Annotated in this window: 18 protein-coding genes; 16 read left to right on the top strand and 2 right to left on the bottom strand. The window is 54.7% G+C overall.

Going from position 1 to position 18,483, the window contains the following annotated elements:
* Positions 1–7 precede the first annotated feature (7 nt).
* Entirely contained in the window at positions 8–1,705 is a 1,698-nt protein-coding gene (recN, locus tag KNP80_RS00940; RefSeq protein ID WP_214831844.1) for a DNA repair protein RecN, read from the top strand.
* The gene (gene spo0A, locus KNP80_RS00935) at positions 1,706–2,437 is read left to right on the top strand and encodes a sporulation transcription factor Spo0A (protein WP_021067694.1); all 732 of its coding nucleotides are present in this window, start codon (positions 1,706–1,708) and stop codon (positions 2,435–2,437) included. It abuts the gene before it with no gap.
* A gap of 616 nt (positions 2,438–3,053) precedes the next feature.
* Here the strand turns inward: spo0A and KNP80_RS00930 are convergent.
* Positions 3,054–3,302: a DUF2627 family protein gene (locus KNP80_RS00930; RefSeq protein WP_021067693.1), complete on the bottom strand. Its 249-nt coding sequence runs from the start codon at positions 3,300–3,302 to the stop codon at positions 3,054–3,056.
* A 131-nt stretch (positions 3,303–3,433) separates the two neighbouring features.
* On the opposite strand from KNP80_RS00930, the gene KNP80_RS00925 reads away from it, so the two are divergent.
* From KNP80_RS00925 to KNP80_RS00890, 8 genes are all read left to right on the top strand, one after another.
* Complete coding sequence (locus tag KNP80_RS00925) at positions 3,434–5,071, top strand: sigma 54-interacting transcriptional regulator (protein WP_214831842.1); 1,638 nt, start codon at positions 3,434–3,436, stop codon at positions 5,069–5,071.
* A gap of 122 nt (positions 5,072–5,193) precedes the next feature.
* Entirely contained in the window at positions 5,194–6,090 is an 897-nt protein-coding gene (gene yqiS / locus KNP80_RS00920; protein ID WP_214831840.1) for a phosphate butyryltransferase, read from the top strand.
* 20 nt (positions 6,091–6,110) lie between these two features.
* Entirely contained in the window at positions 6,111–7,232 is a 1,122-nt protein-coding gene (locus tag KNP80_RS00915) for a Glu/Leu/Phe/Val family dehydrogenase (RefSeq protein WP_214720377.1), read from the top strand.
* A 1-nt stretch (position 7,233) separates the two neighbouring features.
* Positions 7,234–8,325: a butyrate kinase gene (gene buk / locus KNP80_RS00910; RefSeq protein ID WP_214831838.1), complete on the top strand. Its 1,092-nt coding sequence runs from the start codon at positions 7,234–7,236 to the stop codon at positions 8,323–8,325.
* Positions 8,309–9,718 (top strand): dihydrolipoyl dehydrogenase, encoded by a 1,410-nt coding sequence (lpdA, locus tag KNP80_RS00905; protein WP_214831836.1) that lies wholly within the window; start codon positions 8,309–8,311, stop codon positions 9,716–9,718. The genes buk and lpdA overlap by 17 nt, the downstream gene beginning before the upstream one ends.
* 21 nt (positions 9,719–9,739) lie before the next feature.
* Entirely contained in the window at positions 9,740–10,738 is a 999-nt protein-coding gene (locus KNP80_RS00900) for a thiamine pyrophosphate-dependent dehydrogenase E1 component subunit alpha (RefSeq protein ID WP_214720401.1), read from the top strand.
* Positions 10,738–11,715 (top strand): alpha-ketoacid dehydrogenase subunit beta, encoded by a 978-nt coding sequence (locus tag KNP80_RS00895; protein ID WP_029595281.1) that lies wholly within the window; start codon positions 10,738–10,740, stop codon positions 11,713–11,715. The genes KNP80_RS00900 and KNP80_RS00895 overlap by 1 nt, the downstream gene beginning before the upstream one ends.
* 11 nt (positions 11,716–11,726) lie before the next feature.
* Entirely contained in the window at positions 11,727–13,046 is a 1,320-nt protein-coding gene (locus KNP80_RS00890; protein ID WP_214831834.1) for a dihydrolipoamide acetyltransferase family protein, read from the top strand.
* 81 nt (positions 13,047–13,127) lie between these two features.
* Here the strand turns inward: KNP80_RS00890 and KNP80_RS00885 are convergent, their stop codons facing one another.
* Positions 13,128–13,904, bottom strand: coding sequence for a sporulation protein (locus tag KNP80_RS00885; RefSeq protein ID WP_214831832.1), 777 nt, complete (start codon positions 13,902–13,904; stop codon positions 13,128–13,130).
* Between the two features lie 90 nt (positions 13,905–13,994).
* Here KNP80_RS00885 and KNP80_RS00880 point away from each other — a divergent pair, with 90 nt between their 5' ends.
* The 6 genes from KNP80_RS00880 (at position 13,995) to KNP80_RS00855 (ending at position 18,456) form a co-directional block, all read left to right on the top strand.
* Positions 13,995–15,188 carry a class I SAM-dependent methyltransferase gene (locus tag KNP80_RS00880; RefSeq protein ID WP_214831830.1) on the top strand — a complete coding sequence of 398 codons (1,194 nt, stop codon included), beginning with the start codon at positions 13,995–13,997 and terminating at the stop codon, positions 15,186–15,188.
* A 34-nt stretch (positions 15,189–15,222) separates the two neighbouring features.
* Positions 15,223–15,651 carry a BrxA/BrxB family bacilliredoxin gene (locus KNP80_RS00875; protein WP_214720382.1) on the top strand — a complete coding sequence of 143 codons (429 nt, stop codon included), beginning with the start codon at positions 15,223–15,225 and terminating at the stop codon, positions 15,649–15,651.
* 55 nt (positions 15,652–15,706) lie between these two features.
* Positions 15,707–16,048 (top strand): DUF952 domain-containing protein, encoded by a 342-nt coding sequence (locus KNP80_RS00870; protein ID WP_021067681.1) that lies wholly within the window; start codon positions 15,707–15,709, stop codon positions 16,046–16,048.
* Between the two features lie 183 nt (positions 16,049–16,231).
* The gene (locus KNP80_RS00865; protein WP_029595285.1) at positions 16,232–17,020 is read left to right on the top strand and encodes a transporter substrate-binding domain-containing protein; all 789 of its coding nucleotides are present in this window, start codon (positions 16,232–16,234) and stop codon (positions 17,018–17,020) included.
* Positions 17,021–17,077: 57 nt separating this feature from the next.
* Positions 17,078–17,737, top strand: a complete 660-nt coding sequence (locus KNP80_RS00860) for an amino acid ABC transporter permease (RefSeq protein ID WP_021067679.1) — start codon at positions 17,078–17,080, stop codon at positions 17,735–17,737.
* Positions 17,734–18,456, top strand: coding sequence for an amino acid ABC transporter ATP-binding protein (locus KNP80_RS00855; protein WP_214831829.1), 723 nt, complete (start codon positions 17,734–17,736; stop codon positions 18,454–18,456). Before KNP80_RS00860 ends, KNP80_RS00855 begins: the two co-directional genes overlap by 4 nt.
* Positions 18,457–18,483 lie beyond the last annotated feature (27 nt).

The following is an 18,483-nucleotide window of genomic DNA, read 5'->3' as shown; positions in this document are numbered from 1 at the left end:
CTATCGTATGTTAGCAGAACTATCGATCAAACAATTTGCGATCATCGATGAACTGAATATCACGTTCAACCGTGGGATGACCGTATTGACGGGTGAGACCGGAGCCGGAAAATCAATCTTGCTCGATGCGATCGGCCTGCTCGTCGGGGGCCGAGGTTCGAGCGAGTTCGTCCGCTATGGCCAAGACAAGGCGGAGATCGAAGGGCTGTTCAACGTCGAACCAGACCATCCGATCATCGAGGCGGCGACCCAATACGGCATCGAGATTGAAGAAGGGACCGTCATTTTGCGCCGCGACCTACATAGCAGCGGAAAGAGCGTTTGCCGTGTCAACGGCAAGATGATGCCGCTGTCGACGCTTCGTGAGCTCGGACGGCTGCTCGTCGATATTCACGGCCAGCATGAACACCAGCACTTGATGGATGCCGAATACCATCTCGGCATTTTAGATAGTTTTGCCGAAACCGAGCTTGCCCCGCTCCTCGAACGTTATCGAGAGGCTTACGTCGATTGGAAGAACGTCGCCGACGAGTTGAAACGATTGAGTCAAAGCGAACAAGAGCTGGCCCAGCGCATGGACCTGCTCGCGTTCCAGACGAATGAGATTGAGGCGGCCGAACTGAAGGTCGGGGAAGAACAGGCGCTCACCGAGGAACGGAACGAGCTCGCCAACTTCGAGCGGATTCATCAGCACGTCCGGTTATCGTATGAGGCCGTCGCGGATGAGGCGAAAGGTCTCGATCAAATCGGAATCGCCATGCGCGAGATGGAGGAAGCTTCCTCATTGTCGACTTCGCTCGCGCCGATGTCCGAGACGATCTCGAACGCTTACTTCTTGCTCGAGGACGCCAAATTCCAGTTGCGTGACCAGCTCGATTCACTCGAATTTGACCCGATTCGACTTGATGAGATTGAGACGAGGCTCGCCTTGTTTCAACAGTTGAAACGGAAATACGGGGCCACGATCGACGAGGTCATCACGTATGGGGAGAAAATCGCCGACGAGTTAAAATCGATGACGAATCGGGAAGAACATTTGCAAGAACTATCGGACCGGCTCGCCCGGCTCGAACAAAAAGTGCGTACGACCGGACTGGCGTTATCGGCGGCACGCAAACAAGCGGCAACAGAGCTCGAGAAAGCGATTCAACGTGAATTGAAGGAATTGTATATGGAGAAGACCCAGTTCGAAGTCCGGTTCAAAGAAGGGTCGTTCAAAGCGGACGGACTTGACCAAGTCGAGTTCTATATGATGACGAACGTCGGCGAACCGTTCAAGCCGCTCGCCAAAGTCGCTTCAGGCGGAGAACTGTCCCGTGTTATGCTCGCGTTGAAGTCGATTTTCTCGCGCACTGTCGGTGTCGCATCCATCATTTTCGACGAAGTCGACACTGGTGTGTCGGGACGTGTTGCCCAAGCGATGGGCGAGAAGATTTTCCGGTTATCGGTCGGATCGCAAGTGCTCTGCATCACCCATTTGGCCCAAGTGGCCGCCATGGCGGACCAGCATTTGTATATCACGAAGACGGAGACGGATGAGCGCACGAAGACGAACGTCTCGCCGCTCGGGCATGCCGAACGGGTCGATGAGCTCGGACGGATGATTGCCGGGGCGCAGATGACGGAATTGACGAAACAACACGTGGAGGAACTGCTCACTATGTCTCTCCAATTAAAACGGAAGTTTATCGAAGGGGTGTCTTAATTGATCACATTATGCATCGCGGACGACAATCGAGAAATCGTCGATTTGTTGACCCGCCAACTCGAGTCCGAAGACGACTTAAAAGTCGTTGGGACCGCCTACGACGGCGAGGCATGCTTAGACGTCGTCAAGACACACCAGCCGGACGTGCTGCTGCTCGACATCATCATGCCTCACTTAGACGGCATCGGCGTCCTCGAACGGTTACAGACGGAATTGGCGCACGCTAAACCAGAAGTGATTATGCTCAGTGCGTTCGGGAAAGATGAAGTCACGAAGCAGGCAGTTCAACTCGGCGCTTCTTATTTTTTGGTCAAGCCGTTCAACATTCAACAATTGATCACGAAAATCCGCGAACTCGCCGCCGGTTCGAGCCGTGAGTTCGAAGCGATGTCGCCGGAAGAACTCGACATCTCGCTCTTGCTGCAACAACTCGGCATCTCGCCGCGCATCAAAGGGTTCAAATATATCCGCCAAGCCGTCGTCTACGTCCGAGAGCGTCAGGAGCTGCTCGGATTGATCACGAAGGAGCTCTATCCGATGATTGCGAAAGAGCATGAGACGACCTCGTCCCGCGTCGAGCGGGCGATGCGCCACGCCATCAAGACGGCGTGGGAGAACGGGATGCGGGACCACGAGATGTTCAACGGTCGCCCTGAGCGCGAGCGCAGTCCGAAAAACTCGGAATTCATCTCGTATTTCGTCACATATCAATCGTTTAAACAGCAATAATCGATCAGGAGACCCTCCTCCTGATTTTCTTTTACTCTGTGAAAGAAAGCGCTTGCAAATCATGCAGAACTTGTTATAATAAAGGTGTACCAAGTTACTTGGACGAGCGTCAGATGAACGCTTTCTAACGCGTTCCGGAACGTGTTAGAGCAAGAAATCATCTCGGACCGCTATCCGTCAATAGCTCAGAGGTGGGAACGACATCTCAAATCGTCATCGTCCCGACGAGAGGTCGCGACGTACGCTCATTCGCGAGGCGATTCCGGCATCGAGTTCGAAGCTAGGGACCGTGTCCGGGGAAAACGAATCGTTCAGTTGACCAAAAGGAGTGTTGTCAACCGTTGAACAGTTTATGGCAAGCGTTCGACTTCACGATGGATGGTTCGACATGACCCGATGAATAATCGTTAGTAACTCGAATGGGTACGTTTCCGTTCACGCAAGACGGCAGTTACTACTTTCTTTCAAACTTCTTCATTAAGAAGACCATTGGAGCCTCATGTCACAAGATTGTAGCAAGTAGGAGAGGAGATCATCCGTAGTGATCACAATTCAATACGAATAAAAAGGTTCCGCACTTGAAATGAAGTCAAGTTAGGGAACCTTTTTTGTGTGTTCAAGAATCTATTCGTGGGACTTTGCCTGTTTTCTTGTCACGATTGAAGATATAACCTGCCACGAAACCGATCCCGCCCATCGCGATCAACAGTCCAAACGTTCCTTGTAACATCGAGGCGGCTGCCACCGACTCGATCCAAGAGAACGGGACGCTCGTCTTGAGGAAGAAACTGTCGCGAAGTAACTTGATGCCATAGACACCGAAGAGGCCAGGGATGATTAAGATCAACAGTGCGATGATACGCATAAGATCTCCTCCTTAACACTCATAAGTTTACCAGAAAATACATAGCTCGACACGGCCTTTTTTGTGAGGTTGCGAAATCAGTTCAGGTTCAGTAGCATGAATGCAGAACGGTAAAAATGGGGGATGTCTGAATGAATAAACGATTGATGATTGTCGGTGCGGGGAAAGGCGGGACCGAGGTGCTGAAAATGTTGCTCGACTCGCCGCTCGTCACCGTCGTCGCCGTCATCGACCCGGAGCCGACGGCCGAAGGGATGCAACTCGCGCGGAACCAGGGGATTATGACGGCGGAGGATTGGCGGGCATGTGCCGACAAGCGTCTCGATTTCGTGATTGAGACGACGGGCCGCTCCGAGACGTTCGATGAGTTGAAAGGACATTTCGCCGACGCGGTCGTCTTGCCCGGCGAGTTCATCCGCATCGTCGTCGAACGGCTGAAGCAAAATCAACAGATGCTCGAGGCGATTATCGATTGTACGAGCGAGGCCATCTCGGTCGCCGATCACAACGGGAACACGATTTTAATCAATCCGTCCTATACGCGACTGACGGGATTCAAGAAAGAAGACGTCGTCGACAAGCCGGCGACGGCCGACATCGGCATGCAGGAGAGTGTCCACTTGAAAGTGCTGTCGACCGGGCAAGGAGTCCGCGATATCCGGATGCAAATCGGGGCGACTCGGCGCGACATTCTCGTCAATGCCGAACCGATTATCGTCGAAGGGAAGTTGCGCGGGTCGGTCGGTGTCATCCGGGACGTGTCTCAAATCCGAGCGCTCCGTGACGAGCTGCAAGAAGCGAAGACACGCATCCGCAACCTCGAGGCGAAATACCAGTTCGCCGACATCATCGCGTCGAGCGACGCGATGCGCTTCGTCATCGAACAGGCCCGCCTCGCCGCGGTCACGCCGGTCACCGTCCTTATTCGCGGGGAGTCGGGGACGGGCAAGGAACTGTTCGCCCACGCCATCCACGGTGAGTCCCCGCGCAAATACAAGAAATTCGTTCGCGTCAATTGCGCGGCCATCTCCCCGACGCTCCTCGAGAGTGAGTTGTTCGGCTACGAGGACGGCGCCTTCAGTGGGGCGAAACGTGGTGGGAAGGTCGGCTATTTCGAAGAGGCCGATGGCGGCTCACTCTTCTTAGACGAAATCGGCGAACTGCCGGTCGATGTCCAAGTCAAACTACTCCGTGTCCTGCAGGAGCATGAAATCGTGCGGGTCGGGGGTACGAATGCGATTCCGGTCGACGTCCGCATCATCGCGGCGACGAACGCCGACCTTGAACAAAAAGTGGCGGACGGCACGTTCCGTGAAGACTTATATTATCGAATCAACCGGATGCCGATCCACATCCCGCCGCTCCGGGATCGGCTCGAAGAAATCGAGCCTCTCTGCGAACGCATCGTCCGCAAGCTGAACCAAGAGTACGGCCGCAGCGTGCGCGGGGTGAACCGCGAGGCGACCGAGCTGTTGAAGAATCAATATTGGAAAGGCAACGTCCGAGAGCTCGAGAATGTCCTCGGGCGGGCGATCATCTATATGGCGAGTTCCGAGCAGTGGATCGCGCCGCACCACCTACAGCTGTCACCGCGCGTTGCATCGGCCCGACCGACCGACGCGCTGTCGTTACAGGATGCCGTGTCGCGTTATGAGCGTGATTTGATTGAACGGGCCATCGAAGAGGCGGACGGCAACAAATCAGAGGCCGCCCGGCGATTACACATTTCGATTCGGACACTGTATAATAAACTTGAACGTATGCAATAAATTGCCTGCACTTTTTTTCGTGCCATGCAAAAAAGTGCAGATTAAACGACCTATTAAAGCGCTTTCAAAAGTGGAAACAAAATTGCTTGTTAGTAGATGAAGACAGGCAAGGGGGGACATGCATGAATTTTGAACGGATGCTCGAAAAGGCGAAGCAGTTAGACGGGCGAACCGTCTCGATTGCCGGGGCCGCCGATGTGGAGGTCATTCGCGCCGTCAAACTCGCGACCGATCACGGTCTATCTCGATTTAAATTGATTGGAGATGCCCGGGAGATTAAACGATTATGCGACGAGCACGGCATCGAAGATCACGCGGTCGATATCATCCACGTCAAAGGCGATAAAGAGATTGCCAAACGGGCGACGCTCGCGGTCAAGACAGGGGAAGCGGATGTGCTCATGAAAGGAATGGTCGCGACGTCGACGTTCATGAAAGCCGTGCTCAGCCGCGAGGCAGGACTCCGGACGAATCGGACGCTCAGCCATATCGCCTTATTTCAAATCCCGAACCGGGAACGATTAATCGGCGTGACCGACGCGGCCATCCATATCGCGCCGACGCTCGAAGAGAAAGTGGACATCATCGCCAACGCGGTCGATGCGATGACAGACATCGGGTACGAGCTACCGCGTGTCGCTGCCATCGCCGCCGTCGAAGTGGTCAATCCACAGATGGCCGCCACGACAGACGCGGCGCTGCTCGCCCAAATGAACCGTCGCGGCCAAATCAAAGGATGTGTCGTCGACGGACCGCTTGCGCTCGATAACGCCGTCGACATGGTCGCGGCCAAACAAAAAGGCATCGAGAGTGAGGTCGCCGGACAAGCCGACCTATTGCTCGTCCCATACATAGAGGTCGGCAACGTCCTTTATAAGTCGATGATGTACTTTGCCGAAGCGAGCGTGGCGGCGATCGTCGTCGGCGCAGCCGCACCGGTCGTTTTGACGAGCCGGGCCGATACGGCCGAGGCCAAACTGTACTCACTCGCATTCGCGCTCTTGCACGCTAAAAAATAAATTTTATGGAGGAATCATCAATGATGGAAACAAACATGGAACCACGCTTTCGAATTTTCGACGTCTTGCAGGCCGAGGACTATGAGCAAATCGTCTTTTGCCAAGACCAGGCGTCAGGACTGAAGGCGATTATCGCCATTCATGACACGACACTCGGACCGGCTCTCGGGGGGCTGCGGATGTGGAACTATGCATCGGAAGAAGAAGCGCTCACGGACGTCCTTCGTCTCGCAAAAGGGATGACGTACAAAAACGCGGCGGCGGGACTGAACCTTGGTGGCGGGAAGGCGGTCATCATCGGCAATGCGAAGACGGACAAATCAGAGGCGTTGTTCCGTGCATTCGGTCGTTACGTGCAATCGCTCAGCGGACGCTATATCACGGCCGAGGATGTCAATACGTCTGTCGCCGATATGGACTTCATCCACATGGAAACAGATTACGTGACCGGCGTCAGCCCGGCGTTCGGATCGAGCGGCAACCCATCGCCGGTGACGGCGTATGGCGTGTATCGCGGCATGAAGGCGGCAGCGAAATGGAAGTTCGGTTCGGATTCGCTCGCCGGCAAGACAGTCGCTGTCCAAGGGGTCGGCAACGTCGCCTACAACTTGTGCCGTCACTTACATGAAGAAGGGGCGCACTTGGTCGTCACCGACATCAACGAAGAGGCGCTCAAACGCGCTGAGACGGACTTCGGAGCGACGGTCGTCAAACCGGACGAGATTTATGCGGTCGATTGTGACATCTTCGCCCCGTGTGCGCTCGGTGCGATCATCAATGACAAGACGATTCCGATGCTCAAGGCTCAAATCGTCGCCGGTGCGGCCAACAACCAGCTCGCCGAGGATCGTCACGGGGATGTGCTCGAAGAGCGCGGCATTCTGTATGCGCCGGACTTCGTCATCAACGCGGGCGGTGTCATCAACGTGGCCGACGAGCTCGAAGGCTATAACCGTGAGCGGGCGATGAAGAAAGTCGAACTCATCTATGACAACATGCAGCGCGTCTTCGAGATCGCCGAGCGCGACGGGGTGCCGACGCATGTCGCCGCCGAGAAGATGGCAGAGGAGCGGATTCAGATGATGTCGCGTTCGCGCAGCCAGTTCTTGAAAGTCGAAAAGAGCTTACTCGGTGGGCGCTGAGATGACACGACAGCTCATTCTCGCCATCAACCCGGGTTCGACTTCGACGAAGGTCGGCTTGTTTGACGGAGCGGACGAGATTTTATCTCGTACCGTCCGTCACGAGGCCGACGTCACAGGATTGTCACTTCCGGAGCAACTCCCGCATCGAGAACGCGAAGTGCGGGACTTATTGGCCGAAACGGGCATTGCGGGCGAGGACTTGTCCGCAATCGTCGGTCGCGGGGGATTGCTGGCCCCGATGACATCGGGGACGTACGCCGTCAATCCGCTCATGCGTGAGGATTTGGCGAGCGGTCGCTTCGGGATGCATGCCTCGAACTTGGGTGGATTACTCGCTTATAAACTCGGTGAATTATTTCAGGTACCGAATTTCATCGTCGATCCAGTCGTCGTCGATGAGCTCAGCCCGCTCGCGCGTGCGACGGGAATGCCAGAGATCAATCGTCGCAGCATCTTTCACGCCTTGAATCAAAAGGCTGTCGCAAAACGTTTCGCAGCCGAAAATGGAAGCGATTACAATAAGCTCAACTTGATTATTGCCCACCTCGGGGGAGGTATCACAGTCGGTGCCCACGCCAAAGGGGCCGTCATCGATGTGAACAACGGACTAGACGGCGACGGGCCGCTCGCACCGGAACGGGCAGGCTCGATTCCTGTTGGACAGGTAGTAGAACTATGTTATAGTACCAGGTATAAAGAGTCGGAAATGAAACAAAAAATCGTCGGACGCGGCGGGCTGTTTGCCCACCTAGGAACGTTCGACGCGATCGAGATCGAACAGCGCATGGCAGATGGTGATGAACAGGCCGCTCTTCTTTACGAGACGATGGCATACCGCGTCGCCCAGGAAATCGCCAAACATGGCGCCACGCTACGCGGCGACGTCGACGCGATTCTGTTGACGGGTGGCATCGCCTATTCGACTTGGCTGACCGAGCAAATCAGTGCGCGCGTCGGCTATTTGGCGCCGGTCCACATCTATCCGGGCGAAGATGAGCTGAAGGCACTCGCCGAAGGCGCACTCCGGGCCATCCGACATGAAGAAGCAGTTCGAGAATATGAGGGGGATACACATGGCACGAGAATTTGAGATCGTCGTCATCGGCGGCGGTCCTGGCGGATATGTCGCAGCCATCAAGGCGGCCCAAGCCGGGAAAACTGTCGCAATCGTGGAGGCCGAGAAACTCGGCGGGACATGTCTACATAAAGGCTGCATCCCGACGAAGGCGTTGTTGAAAGCGGCCCACGTCTATCAGACGGCAAAACACGGGAGCACGTACGGTGTTGAGACGGGATCCGTTTCGTTCAACATGGAGCGGGCCCAGTCGTTCAAACGCGACTTGGTCGCGGGACTAGAAAAAGGTATTGAGCATTTGATGAAGCAAGGTAAAATCGAGGTGTTTCGCGGAAAGGCATCGATTTTGGGACCGAGCATCTTCTCGCCGCAGCCGGGAACGGTCGCGGTCGAAGACGAATCCGGGGAGTCCGAGCTCATCTTGCCGAACCAGCTCATCATCGCGACAGGATCGATTCCGCGCGAACTGCCAGGCCTGCCGTTTGACCATACACGCATCTTGAACTCGGACGACCTGCTCCAGTTCGAACAGTTGCCAGAATCCATCGCCATCGTCGGCGGTGGGGTCATCGGTGTCGAATGGGCCTCGATGCTCATCGACCTTGATGTCGCGGTCACGCTGATTGAAGTCGGGGAGCGTCTGTTGCCGCTCGAAGACAAGGCGGTGTCACGGGAAGTCGAGCGACTCCTGAAAAAACGGGGCGTCCGTGTGTTGAAGAACGTCACCGTCGACCCGGAGCGTACAGAAGTAGCAACCGATGCCGTCTCGCTCGCGGTCGGCGAAGAGATGATCTCGGTCGAGTGTGTGCTCGTCTCGGTCGGACGGGTCGCCAATACGGAGCATCTCGGGTTACAGAACACGTCGATTGTCGTCGAGAACGGTGTCATCCAAGTCGATGAGCAGTATCGGACGAAAGAACGTCACATCTTCGCCATCGGAGACTGCATCGGCAAACTTCAACTCGCCCATGTCGCTTCGGCAGAAGGAGTGAAGGCGGTCGAGACGATTCTCGGTCACGAGCCGACTCCGCTCGATTACGCCTTGATCCCGCGTTGTGTCTATGGGGTCCCAGAAGTCGCATCGGTCGGCATGACCGAAGAAGGTGCCAAAGCAGCCGGGCATGAAGTCAAAACGGGCACGTATCGTTTCAACGGCCTCGGCAAGGCCCGCATCGAAGGACAAGCGGATGGATTCGTCAAACTCGTGTCGGACAAGACGACAGACGACCTGCTCGGTGTACACATCGTCGGGCCGAAAGCGACGGAATTAATCACAGAAGGCGGACTCGCTCTCGTCTTGAACGCCACGGCATGGGAAATGGGCCAACTCGTCCATCCTCACCCGGCGCTGAGCGAAGCGTTCCAAGAAGCGGCACTGGCCGTTGACGGATTACCGATTCACGCCTAAGGAGGAAACAGAATGGAACAGATGACTGTGAATTCATATGAGGAACTAGGATTGACGAAACAAGACCTCGGTGCGATGTACGAGACGATGGTCCGCGCCCGTAAAATCGATGAGCGCATGTGGAAATTGAACCGTGCCGGAAAAATCCCGTTCGTCGTCTCGTGTCAAGGACAAGAGGCGGCCCAAGTCGGGGCGGCGTTCGCGCTTGAAAAAGGAACGGACTACATTCTTCCGTATTACCGCGATGTCGCCGTTGTCCTCCACTTCGGACAGACGGCTCGCGATTTGATGTTGTCGGCGTTCGCCAAGGCGGAAGACCCGAACTCGGGCGGTCGTCAAATGCCGGGCCATTTCGGTTCGAAACAGCACCGCATCGTGACGGGCTCGTCTCCGGTGACGACACAAGTGCCTCATGCGGTCGGTGTGGCGCTCGCCGCCAAACTAAAAAAAGAAGAACTCGTCACGTTCGTCTCGTTCGGAGAAGGCTCATCGAACCAAGGTGACTTCCACGAAGGTGCAAACTTCGCGGGCGTGCATAAGTTGCCTGTGATTTTGTTCTGTGAGAACAACAAATACGCCATCTCGGTACCGCTCTCGAAGCAACTCGCTTGCGAGCGCGTATCGGACCGCGCCAAAGGTTACGGGATGCCAGGCGTCACGGTCGATGGGACAGATCCGATTGCTGTTTATGTCGCCGTGAAAGAAGCCCGTGCCCGCGCCCTTCGCGGCGAAGGCCCGACGCTCATCGAAGCCGAAGTCGAACGTCTCGTACCGCACTCGTCGGATGACGATGACAAAGCGTATCGCTCGGTCGAAGAGTTGGCCGACCTTAAGAATCGTGACGGGAATCAATTGTTCCGGAAGCGTTTGATTGAAGATGGCGTCATGACCGAGGAAGAACTCGCAGAGATCGAGGCGAACGTCGATCGTGAAGTCAATGAGGCGACTGCTTACGCCGATAAGGCACCATATGCGTCTTCTGAATCGACGATGGACCATGTGTACGAGGGGGAAATGTGATGAAAACGTTTATTGAAGCGATCAATGAAGCGATCCATGAAGAAATGGAACGCGATGAGAACGTCTTCGTGCTCGGGGAAGATGTCGGCGTCCGAGGCGGTGTGTTCCGCGCGACGCAAGGCTTGATTGAGAAGTACGGCGAGGACCGCGTCATCGATGCACCGCTCGCCGAGAGCGCAATCGCAGGTGTCGGGATCGGGGCGGCCATGTATGGCATGCGTCCGATCGCCGAAATGCAATTCGCCGACTTCATCATGCCAGCGGTCAACCAAATCGTCTCCGAAGCGGCAAAAATCCGCTACCGTTCAAATAACGATTGGACGTGCCCGATGGTCATCCGTGCACCGTTCGGCGGCGGGATTCATGGCGCACTCTATCACTCCCAATCGGTCGAGGCGATGTTCAACTCGACGCCTGGACTCAAAGTCGTCATCCCATCTGACCCGGTCGATGCGAAAGGGTTGCTCAAAGCAGCCATCCGTTCGAACGACCCGGTCCTCTTCTTCGAACATAAACGGGCGTACCGCCTCTTGAAAGCCGACCTTCCGACCGACGACTATACGGTCGAAATCGGCAAGGCCGCCGTCAAGCGGGAAGGTGACGATATCACAATCATCACGTACGGTCTTTGCGTCCACATGGCCCAGGAAGCGGCGAAGACGCTCGAAGCTGAAGGCATCAGCACGCACATCCTCGATTTGCGCACGATCTATCCGCTCGATCAAGAGGGAATCGTCGAAGCCGTCAAGAAGACCGGGAAAGTGCTCCTCGTCACCGAGGACAATAAGGAAGGCAGCATCATCGGGGAAGTCGCGGCCATCATCGCGGAGAAAGCGCTGTTCGAACTCGATGCGCCAATCGAGCGTTTGGCGGGACCGGACGTTCCGTCGATGCCGTATGCACCACCGATGGAGAAGTTCTTCATCGTATCCCCTGAAAAAATCGCGGAGCGGGCACGTCAGCTCGCCGCCTTTTAAGGAGGGGTCATATGGAACAGACAATTAAGATGCCACAGCTCGGGGAAAGTGTCACTGAGGGGACGATCACAACGTTTCTCGTCAAACCAGGTGACCGCGTCGAGGAGTACGAGCCGCTCGCCGAGGTCATGACCGATAAAGTAACCGCTGAGATTCCGGCGACGAGTGCCGGTGTCGTGAAACAGATTTTAATCAGTGAAGGCGACACGGTCGCCGTCGGCACACCGGTCCTCGTCATGGAAGTCGAAGGTGCCGATTCGGCGCCAGCGAAAGCAGAAGTGGTACCAGAACCGGCACAAGTCGAAGCGGCCCCAGTCGAGACGAAGCAAGCGGTCACTGTAGCGTCGGCCGCGCCACGAAAACAGAATAACGGCCGTTTCTCGCCGGCCGTCATCCGACTCGCCAATGAGAACGCGATTGACTTGAACGAACTCGACGGCAGTGGCCTCGGTGGTCGCATCACGCGCAAAGACGTCCTCCGTTACTTATCGGAAGGCCGTCCAGTCAAGCCGGAAGCGGCGACGCAAGTGCCGGTCCAAGAGACGATGACACAAACGAAGCTCGACGTACCTGAGACGGCCGCGGCACCTTCCGTGTCACCATCTGTGGCAGCAACCGGCGCGTCGTCGGACCGAGTCGAACTCATTCCGACGGCAGGTGTCCGTCAAGCGATTGCGAACAACATGGTCCGCTCGAAACATGAGGCCCCGCATGCGTGGCTCATGATCGAGGTCGATGTGACAAACCTCGTCACGGCTCGGGCCAAGTTGAAAGACGAGTTCTTCAAACGGGAAGGTGTCAAACTGACGTTCATGCCGTTCTTTATGAAAGCGGCGATCGAGGCGCTCAAAAAACATCCGATGATGAACTCGGAATGGGCGGGCGATCACATCAAAATCCATCAAGACATTCATCTGTCGGTCGCCGTCGCGGCGAACGACGCCCTCTACGTCCCGGTCATCAAGAACGCGGACGAGAAGAACATCAAAGGTCTCGCCGTCGCACTTCAAGACGTCGCGGCCCGTGCCCGCGGCAACCGCTTGAAAGCGGACGAGATGCGGGGCGGCACGTTCACGATCAACAATACGGGTGCCTTCGGTTCGATTCAGTCGGCACCGATTCTGAATTACCCGCAAGCAGCGATCTTGTCGGTCGAGTCGATTGTGAAACGTCCGGTTTGGGTGAATGGGATGTTCGCGGCGCGTGACATGGTCAACTTGTGCATGTCGGTCGACCACCGTGTCCTCGACGGTCTCGTCGCCGGTCAGTTCTTGCAGGCGATCAAGCAGTCACTCGAATCGATCGACCCAGACACGTATACGCTCTATTGATTCATGTCCTGCCTTCAGTCGAAGGCAGGATTTTTCATATGGAAAATAAAAAAGCCACGGAATTTTCCGTGGCAACATGGTTCAGATGGAACGTTCAATCAATGCCTCGAGATCGCGGCGAATCCGTTCGGGCGAAGTGAGCTCGGCGTTTGTGTAGCTGAGGCGGTGTGTCGATTCGTCGGTCCCGGTCAAGTCGGCGAACAGGCTACCGAGATTGTGGACGCTCTTGTCGACTTGAATCAATAAGTCCAACGACGATTCTGTTTGGAGCATGACGACTTCGAGCTCATCGAGTTTACGTCCGTATCTCGTCCCGTTCGGCGAGTATTCGAGCTCTTGGGCAATCGGGAGACGGCCGGAACGATGGCGGGCCGGAAGCATCTCCGTATCGGCCTTCTTCAAGCGGAAGCCGATGTCGTCGAGCACGTCGAGGACGACTTGTTGGGCCTGGTTCGGTTTGACGAGAATCGAGTCCTCGTCTTTCGGGTCGACGGCCTGGGCGATATCGAGACCGGTCTCGATCCAGGATTTCGATTGGCTGACCGAAATCGGCGTGTTGAACGGCACGTCAATTGTGAACGGGATTTCCTTCACTTCTTCGGGACCGATCATGAACGGCGCTTCGTTCAACAAAATCTTCTCGATCGTGAACGTCGAATACGTCGTCTTGTCGTTCACCTCATGCTTATAGAGCGTGTTGAAGAAGATGTAAATCCGGTCGACCGATTGCTCGGTGCTGCCGCCCTTGATATGGACGACACCATTCAGTGTTCCGCCTGGCACACAGGCACTCTCTTCGAGTCGCGTATCCACCGTCGCGGCGCCGATTCCAATCGATGATAATAACTTTTTGAACATACAATGATCCTCCTTTGACGTTTGCACGTGTTCGTGTAATAGTATGTACGAATACACGTGAACAAAAGTTTCGAAACTATTGAAAAAAGGATGAACGCAGTGGAACATACAGCATTAACCGAACGGCTGGCTGATGTGATTCGCCAGAACGAGCTCGTCACAGCGACAATCAGTCAACCGCGTCAAAAGTCGAACGATTTACGCCGGGTCAAATTGAAGCCGGTCCTGTTGAAAGGCGAGTACCATATACAATTCGAATACCAATTTGAACGGGTGATGAAACATAAAAATCTCACACCGGACGAGGCGGTCGTCGAACTCGATGAATTGCTCGAGACGTTCCGCCAAGGACAGTTCCAGTTAAAGGCGTCCGAGTTCCACTTTCAACTGTCTAAAAAGTTCAAAGTGACGTTCAAGGAGCGCGAGACGGCCGTCAAACAAGTGAAGCTGAGTCATAACCGGGAGAAGAAGTACCTGTTGCCGCTCGATGAGCCGGTACCGTTCCTCATCCGACTCGGCGTCCAGTCCGAGGATGGAAAAGTAAAGCGCCAAAAGTACGACAAGTTCAAGCAAATCAACCGTTTCCTCGAATTTATCGAAGACTCGATCAAACATTTACCGACCGACCGGACCATCCGGATTCTCGATTTCGGCTCAGGAAAGTCGTATTTGACGTTCGCCCTCTATCATTTCTTGCATGAGATGAAAGGTTATGACGTCCATATCACTGGACTCGATTTGAAGAAGGAAGTCATCGAGGAATGTGCCGGGATTGCGAGCGACCTCGGTTATGAACGTCTCGAATTCCTCGTCGGTGACATCAATGAGTTCGAAGGGGAGACGGCGGTCGATATGGTCGTCACGCTTCATGCGTGCGACGTTGCGACAGATATGGCGCTCGCTCGGGCCGTGCGTTGGGGGGCGAAAGTCATCTTGAGCGTGCCGTGTTGTCAAAAAGAATTGAACCGTCAACTTGAGGCACCGAGCCTTGACGTCATGTTGCAGCATGGACTCGTCAAAGAACGGTTCGCGGCGCTCGCCACCGATTCGATTCGGGCCGAATTACTTGGACTCGTCGGCTATGAGGCGCAACTCCTCGAGTTCATCGATATGGAGCACACGCCGAAGAACATCCTCATCCGGGCCTATTTGACGAACCGGGAAGCGACCGCTGAAGCGCGGGCCCGCTATGTGGCCTTCAAGACGCTGTTGAACGCGACACCGTTCCTCGAAGGACAATTGAGCGATAGACTTGTCCTAACCGATCCACTAGACGTAAAATAAGAAAGAACAGACGCAAGTCGAAAGGGGAAACAATATGGATTTTCAATTATACTTTCAAGATGTAGTCGAACAAGCTCGCAATGAGGTACGCTCTGCAGGGTACACTGAACTCACGACACCGGAAGAAGTCGACGCGGCGTTAACGAAAGAGGGCAAGACGCTCGTGCTCGTCAACTCGGTATGTGGCTGTGCCGGTGGCATCGCTCGTCCGGCAGCAGCGTACGTGAATAAGATGGATGGCGTCAAACCGGACCAGTTCGTGACTGTGTTCGCGGGTCAAGACCGTGAAGCGACTGACCGCGCCCGAGAATACTTCGAAGGTTACGCCCCGTCGTCACCATCGATCGCGCTGTTAGAAGACGGCAATATCGTCACGATGGTCGAACGGAGCACAATCGAGTCATCGACGGCCGAAGAGCTCGTCGAGCAGTTACAGACGTTGTTCGATATTTACTACGCCTAAGAAGTGAGCGCAGAGGCATTGCCTTTGCGCTTTTTCTTAAGAAGGGATCGATGAGATGGAACCAGTCGTCAAAATCATGAGCGAGGCCGAATATACGATTGCTTTGTCGCGCGGCGAGATCAACGAGCCGACCCTCCAAACGGAAGGGTACATTCGTTGTTGCACCCCGCAACAGATCGGGAAATTCGTGCGTCGACATTATCATGGGGAGCGAGTCGTGCTCGTCTCGTTCCATGTCGGACGTCTCGGCAGCCTGCTCCACTATGAGTTTGACGAGGACGGGGAACGCTATCCCCACGTGTATAGCGCCATTCCCATCGCTTCGGTCAAACGAGTGCAACCCTACGGCTCTCGGGACAATGGTACGGTCACTTATTTTGCTTACGAGCGAATGTGACCGTATTTTTTTTAGATTTCATGCATGAATATACTTTACAAGTAATAATTATGTGTATATAGTGGTTGAAGAACAAGTCGGACATATGATGAGTCAGAGAACAGTTGAGCAACATTCGCATATATGTCATAATTTTGTTAAAGTTCTGATAATTTCATCCTATTGAAGAAAGGGACGATGAACATGAAAAAAGGTTTTCTAGCATTATGTATCGCAAGCCTAGCCGCTTTTACTGTAGCCTGTGGGGCAGACGTGAACGAAGGAGGTTCGACGTCGACCGATGAAGATGACAAAGTCATCGTCATGGGGACGAGTGCGGACTACTTCCCATATGAATTCGTCGATACGGCGAACGGGGATGAGATTGTCGGATTCGATATCGATATCGCCAAGCAAGTGGCCGAGAACATGGGCTACGAATTGAAAATTGAAGACATGGACTTCGGGAGCCTGCTCGGGGCGCTCAACGCCGGTCGTGTCGATTTCGTCATGGCGGGTATGACACCGACAGAAGAACGGAAAGAGAACGCCGATTTCTCAGACATCTACTTCACGGCGAAGAACTTGATTTTGTCAAAAGGGGATGCCATTCAGTCGCTTGAGGACTTGGACGGGAAACAAGTCGGGGTCCAACTCGGATCGATTCAAGAAGGAATTGCCAAAGAGCAAATCCCGGGTGCTGAAATCGTCGCCTTGAACAAGATTCCAGAAATCATCCAAGAAATCAAGACCGGCCGCATCGATGCGATGGTCATCGAGGACACGGTCGCGAAGAAATATCTCGATCAAGACAGCGAACTCACGACGTTTGAAATCGTCGACGAGGAAGAGGCCGGTTCAGCCGCTGCCTTCCGTAAGGACGACGAGCTCCGCGATCAATTCAATGAAGAATTGAACAAGATGATTGATTCAGGAGAAATCGAGAAGTTGGCACAAAAATGGTTCGAACAAGAAGCAGCACCAGCTGAATAAAGATTGAAGAAGGCTGACTGAAAATATCAGTCAGCCTTTTTTTAGGAGGAACTCACAATGGATTTTAGTCGGATTTATGATTCTATCCCGTATATTCTCGAAGGGATCCCGGTCATGTTCCAAGTCGTGCTCGTCTCGGCCTTGTTCGGGATCACGCTTGGCGTCGTCGTCGCCACATTCAAAATCGTCCCGAACCGTCTCGTCAACTTCATCGGACACGCCTACACGGCCGTGTTCCGCGGGACACCGCTCATCTTGCAACTCGCGATCATCCACTTCGGGTTGCCACAATTGACCGGTTATATCACGACACCGTACCAGTCGGCCGTCATCGCGTTCTCACTCAACTCGGCGGCCTATATCTCGGAAATCATTCGGGCCGGGATTCAAGCGGTCGATAAAGGCCAGTGGGAAGCGTCGGATGCCCTCGGCGTACCGTACGTCAAACAACTGCGGTCGATCATCTTGCCGCAGGCATTCAAAAACATCTTGCCGGCCCTCGTCAACGAGATGATCACGCTCACGAAAGAATCGGCGCTCGTCTCGACGGTCGGTGTGCTCGACATCATGCGCCGGGCGCAAATCGTCGGTGGGCAAAAGGCGATCTACTTTGAACCGCTCCTGTTTGCCGGTGTGATATACTTTACAATAGTGATGGTGTTGACGTATCTTGGTCAACGTCTAGAAAAACGGCTTAGAAAGAGTGATGGCAGATGATACAAGTAAAGGATTTATACAAACAATTTGGTGACCTCGAGGTCCTCAAAGGTATTACGACATCGATTGAGAAAGGGGAAGTCGTCGCCGTCATCGGTCCGTCCGGTTCCGGGAAATCGACGTTCCTCCGTTGCTTGAACATGCTTGAAGTGCCGACGTCCGGCACGGTCAGCGTCGCCGGCTATGAGCTAACGAAAAAAGGGGCGAACGTCTCGAAGGCTCGTCAAAACATCGGCATGGTGTTCCAACAGTTCAACTTGTTCCCGCATATGAGCGTGCTCGACAATTTGACGTACGCGCCGATCAACGTCTTGAAAGTGAGCAAGGCCGAGGCGATCGAACGGGCGAAAAAGCTCCTCGAACGCGTCGGATTATCAGAGAAGATTGATGCCTACCCGAGCCAATTGTCGGGCGGACAAAAGCAACGTGTCGCCATCGCCCGGGCGCTCGCTATGGAGCCGAACGTCATGTTGTTCGATGAGCCGACGTCAGCGCTCGATCCAGAAATGGTCAACGAAGTGCTCGACGTCATGAAAGGGCTTGCCGAGACTGGGATGACGATGGTCGTCGTCACGCACGAGATGGGCTTCGCCCGTGAAGTAGCTGACCGCGTCCTCTTCCTCGACGAAGGCATCTTGATGGAGGAAGGCAAACCGGCCGACCTGCTGCTCAATCCGCAGACCGACCGTGCGAAACGCTTCTTAGAAAAAGTCTTATAACTGAAACGATCCATCTGATAACAGAAA

Source organism: Exiguobacterium sp. E4787, from assembly GCF_018618375.1.
Classification (GTDB): domain Bacteria; phylum Bacillota; class Bacilli; order Exiguobacteriales; family Exiguobacteriaceae; genus Exiguobacterium; species Exiguobacterium chiriqhucha.
Note: the sequence above shows the minus strand (reverse complement) of the source record. Positions and strands in the feature narration are given on the sequence as shown.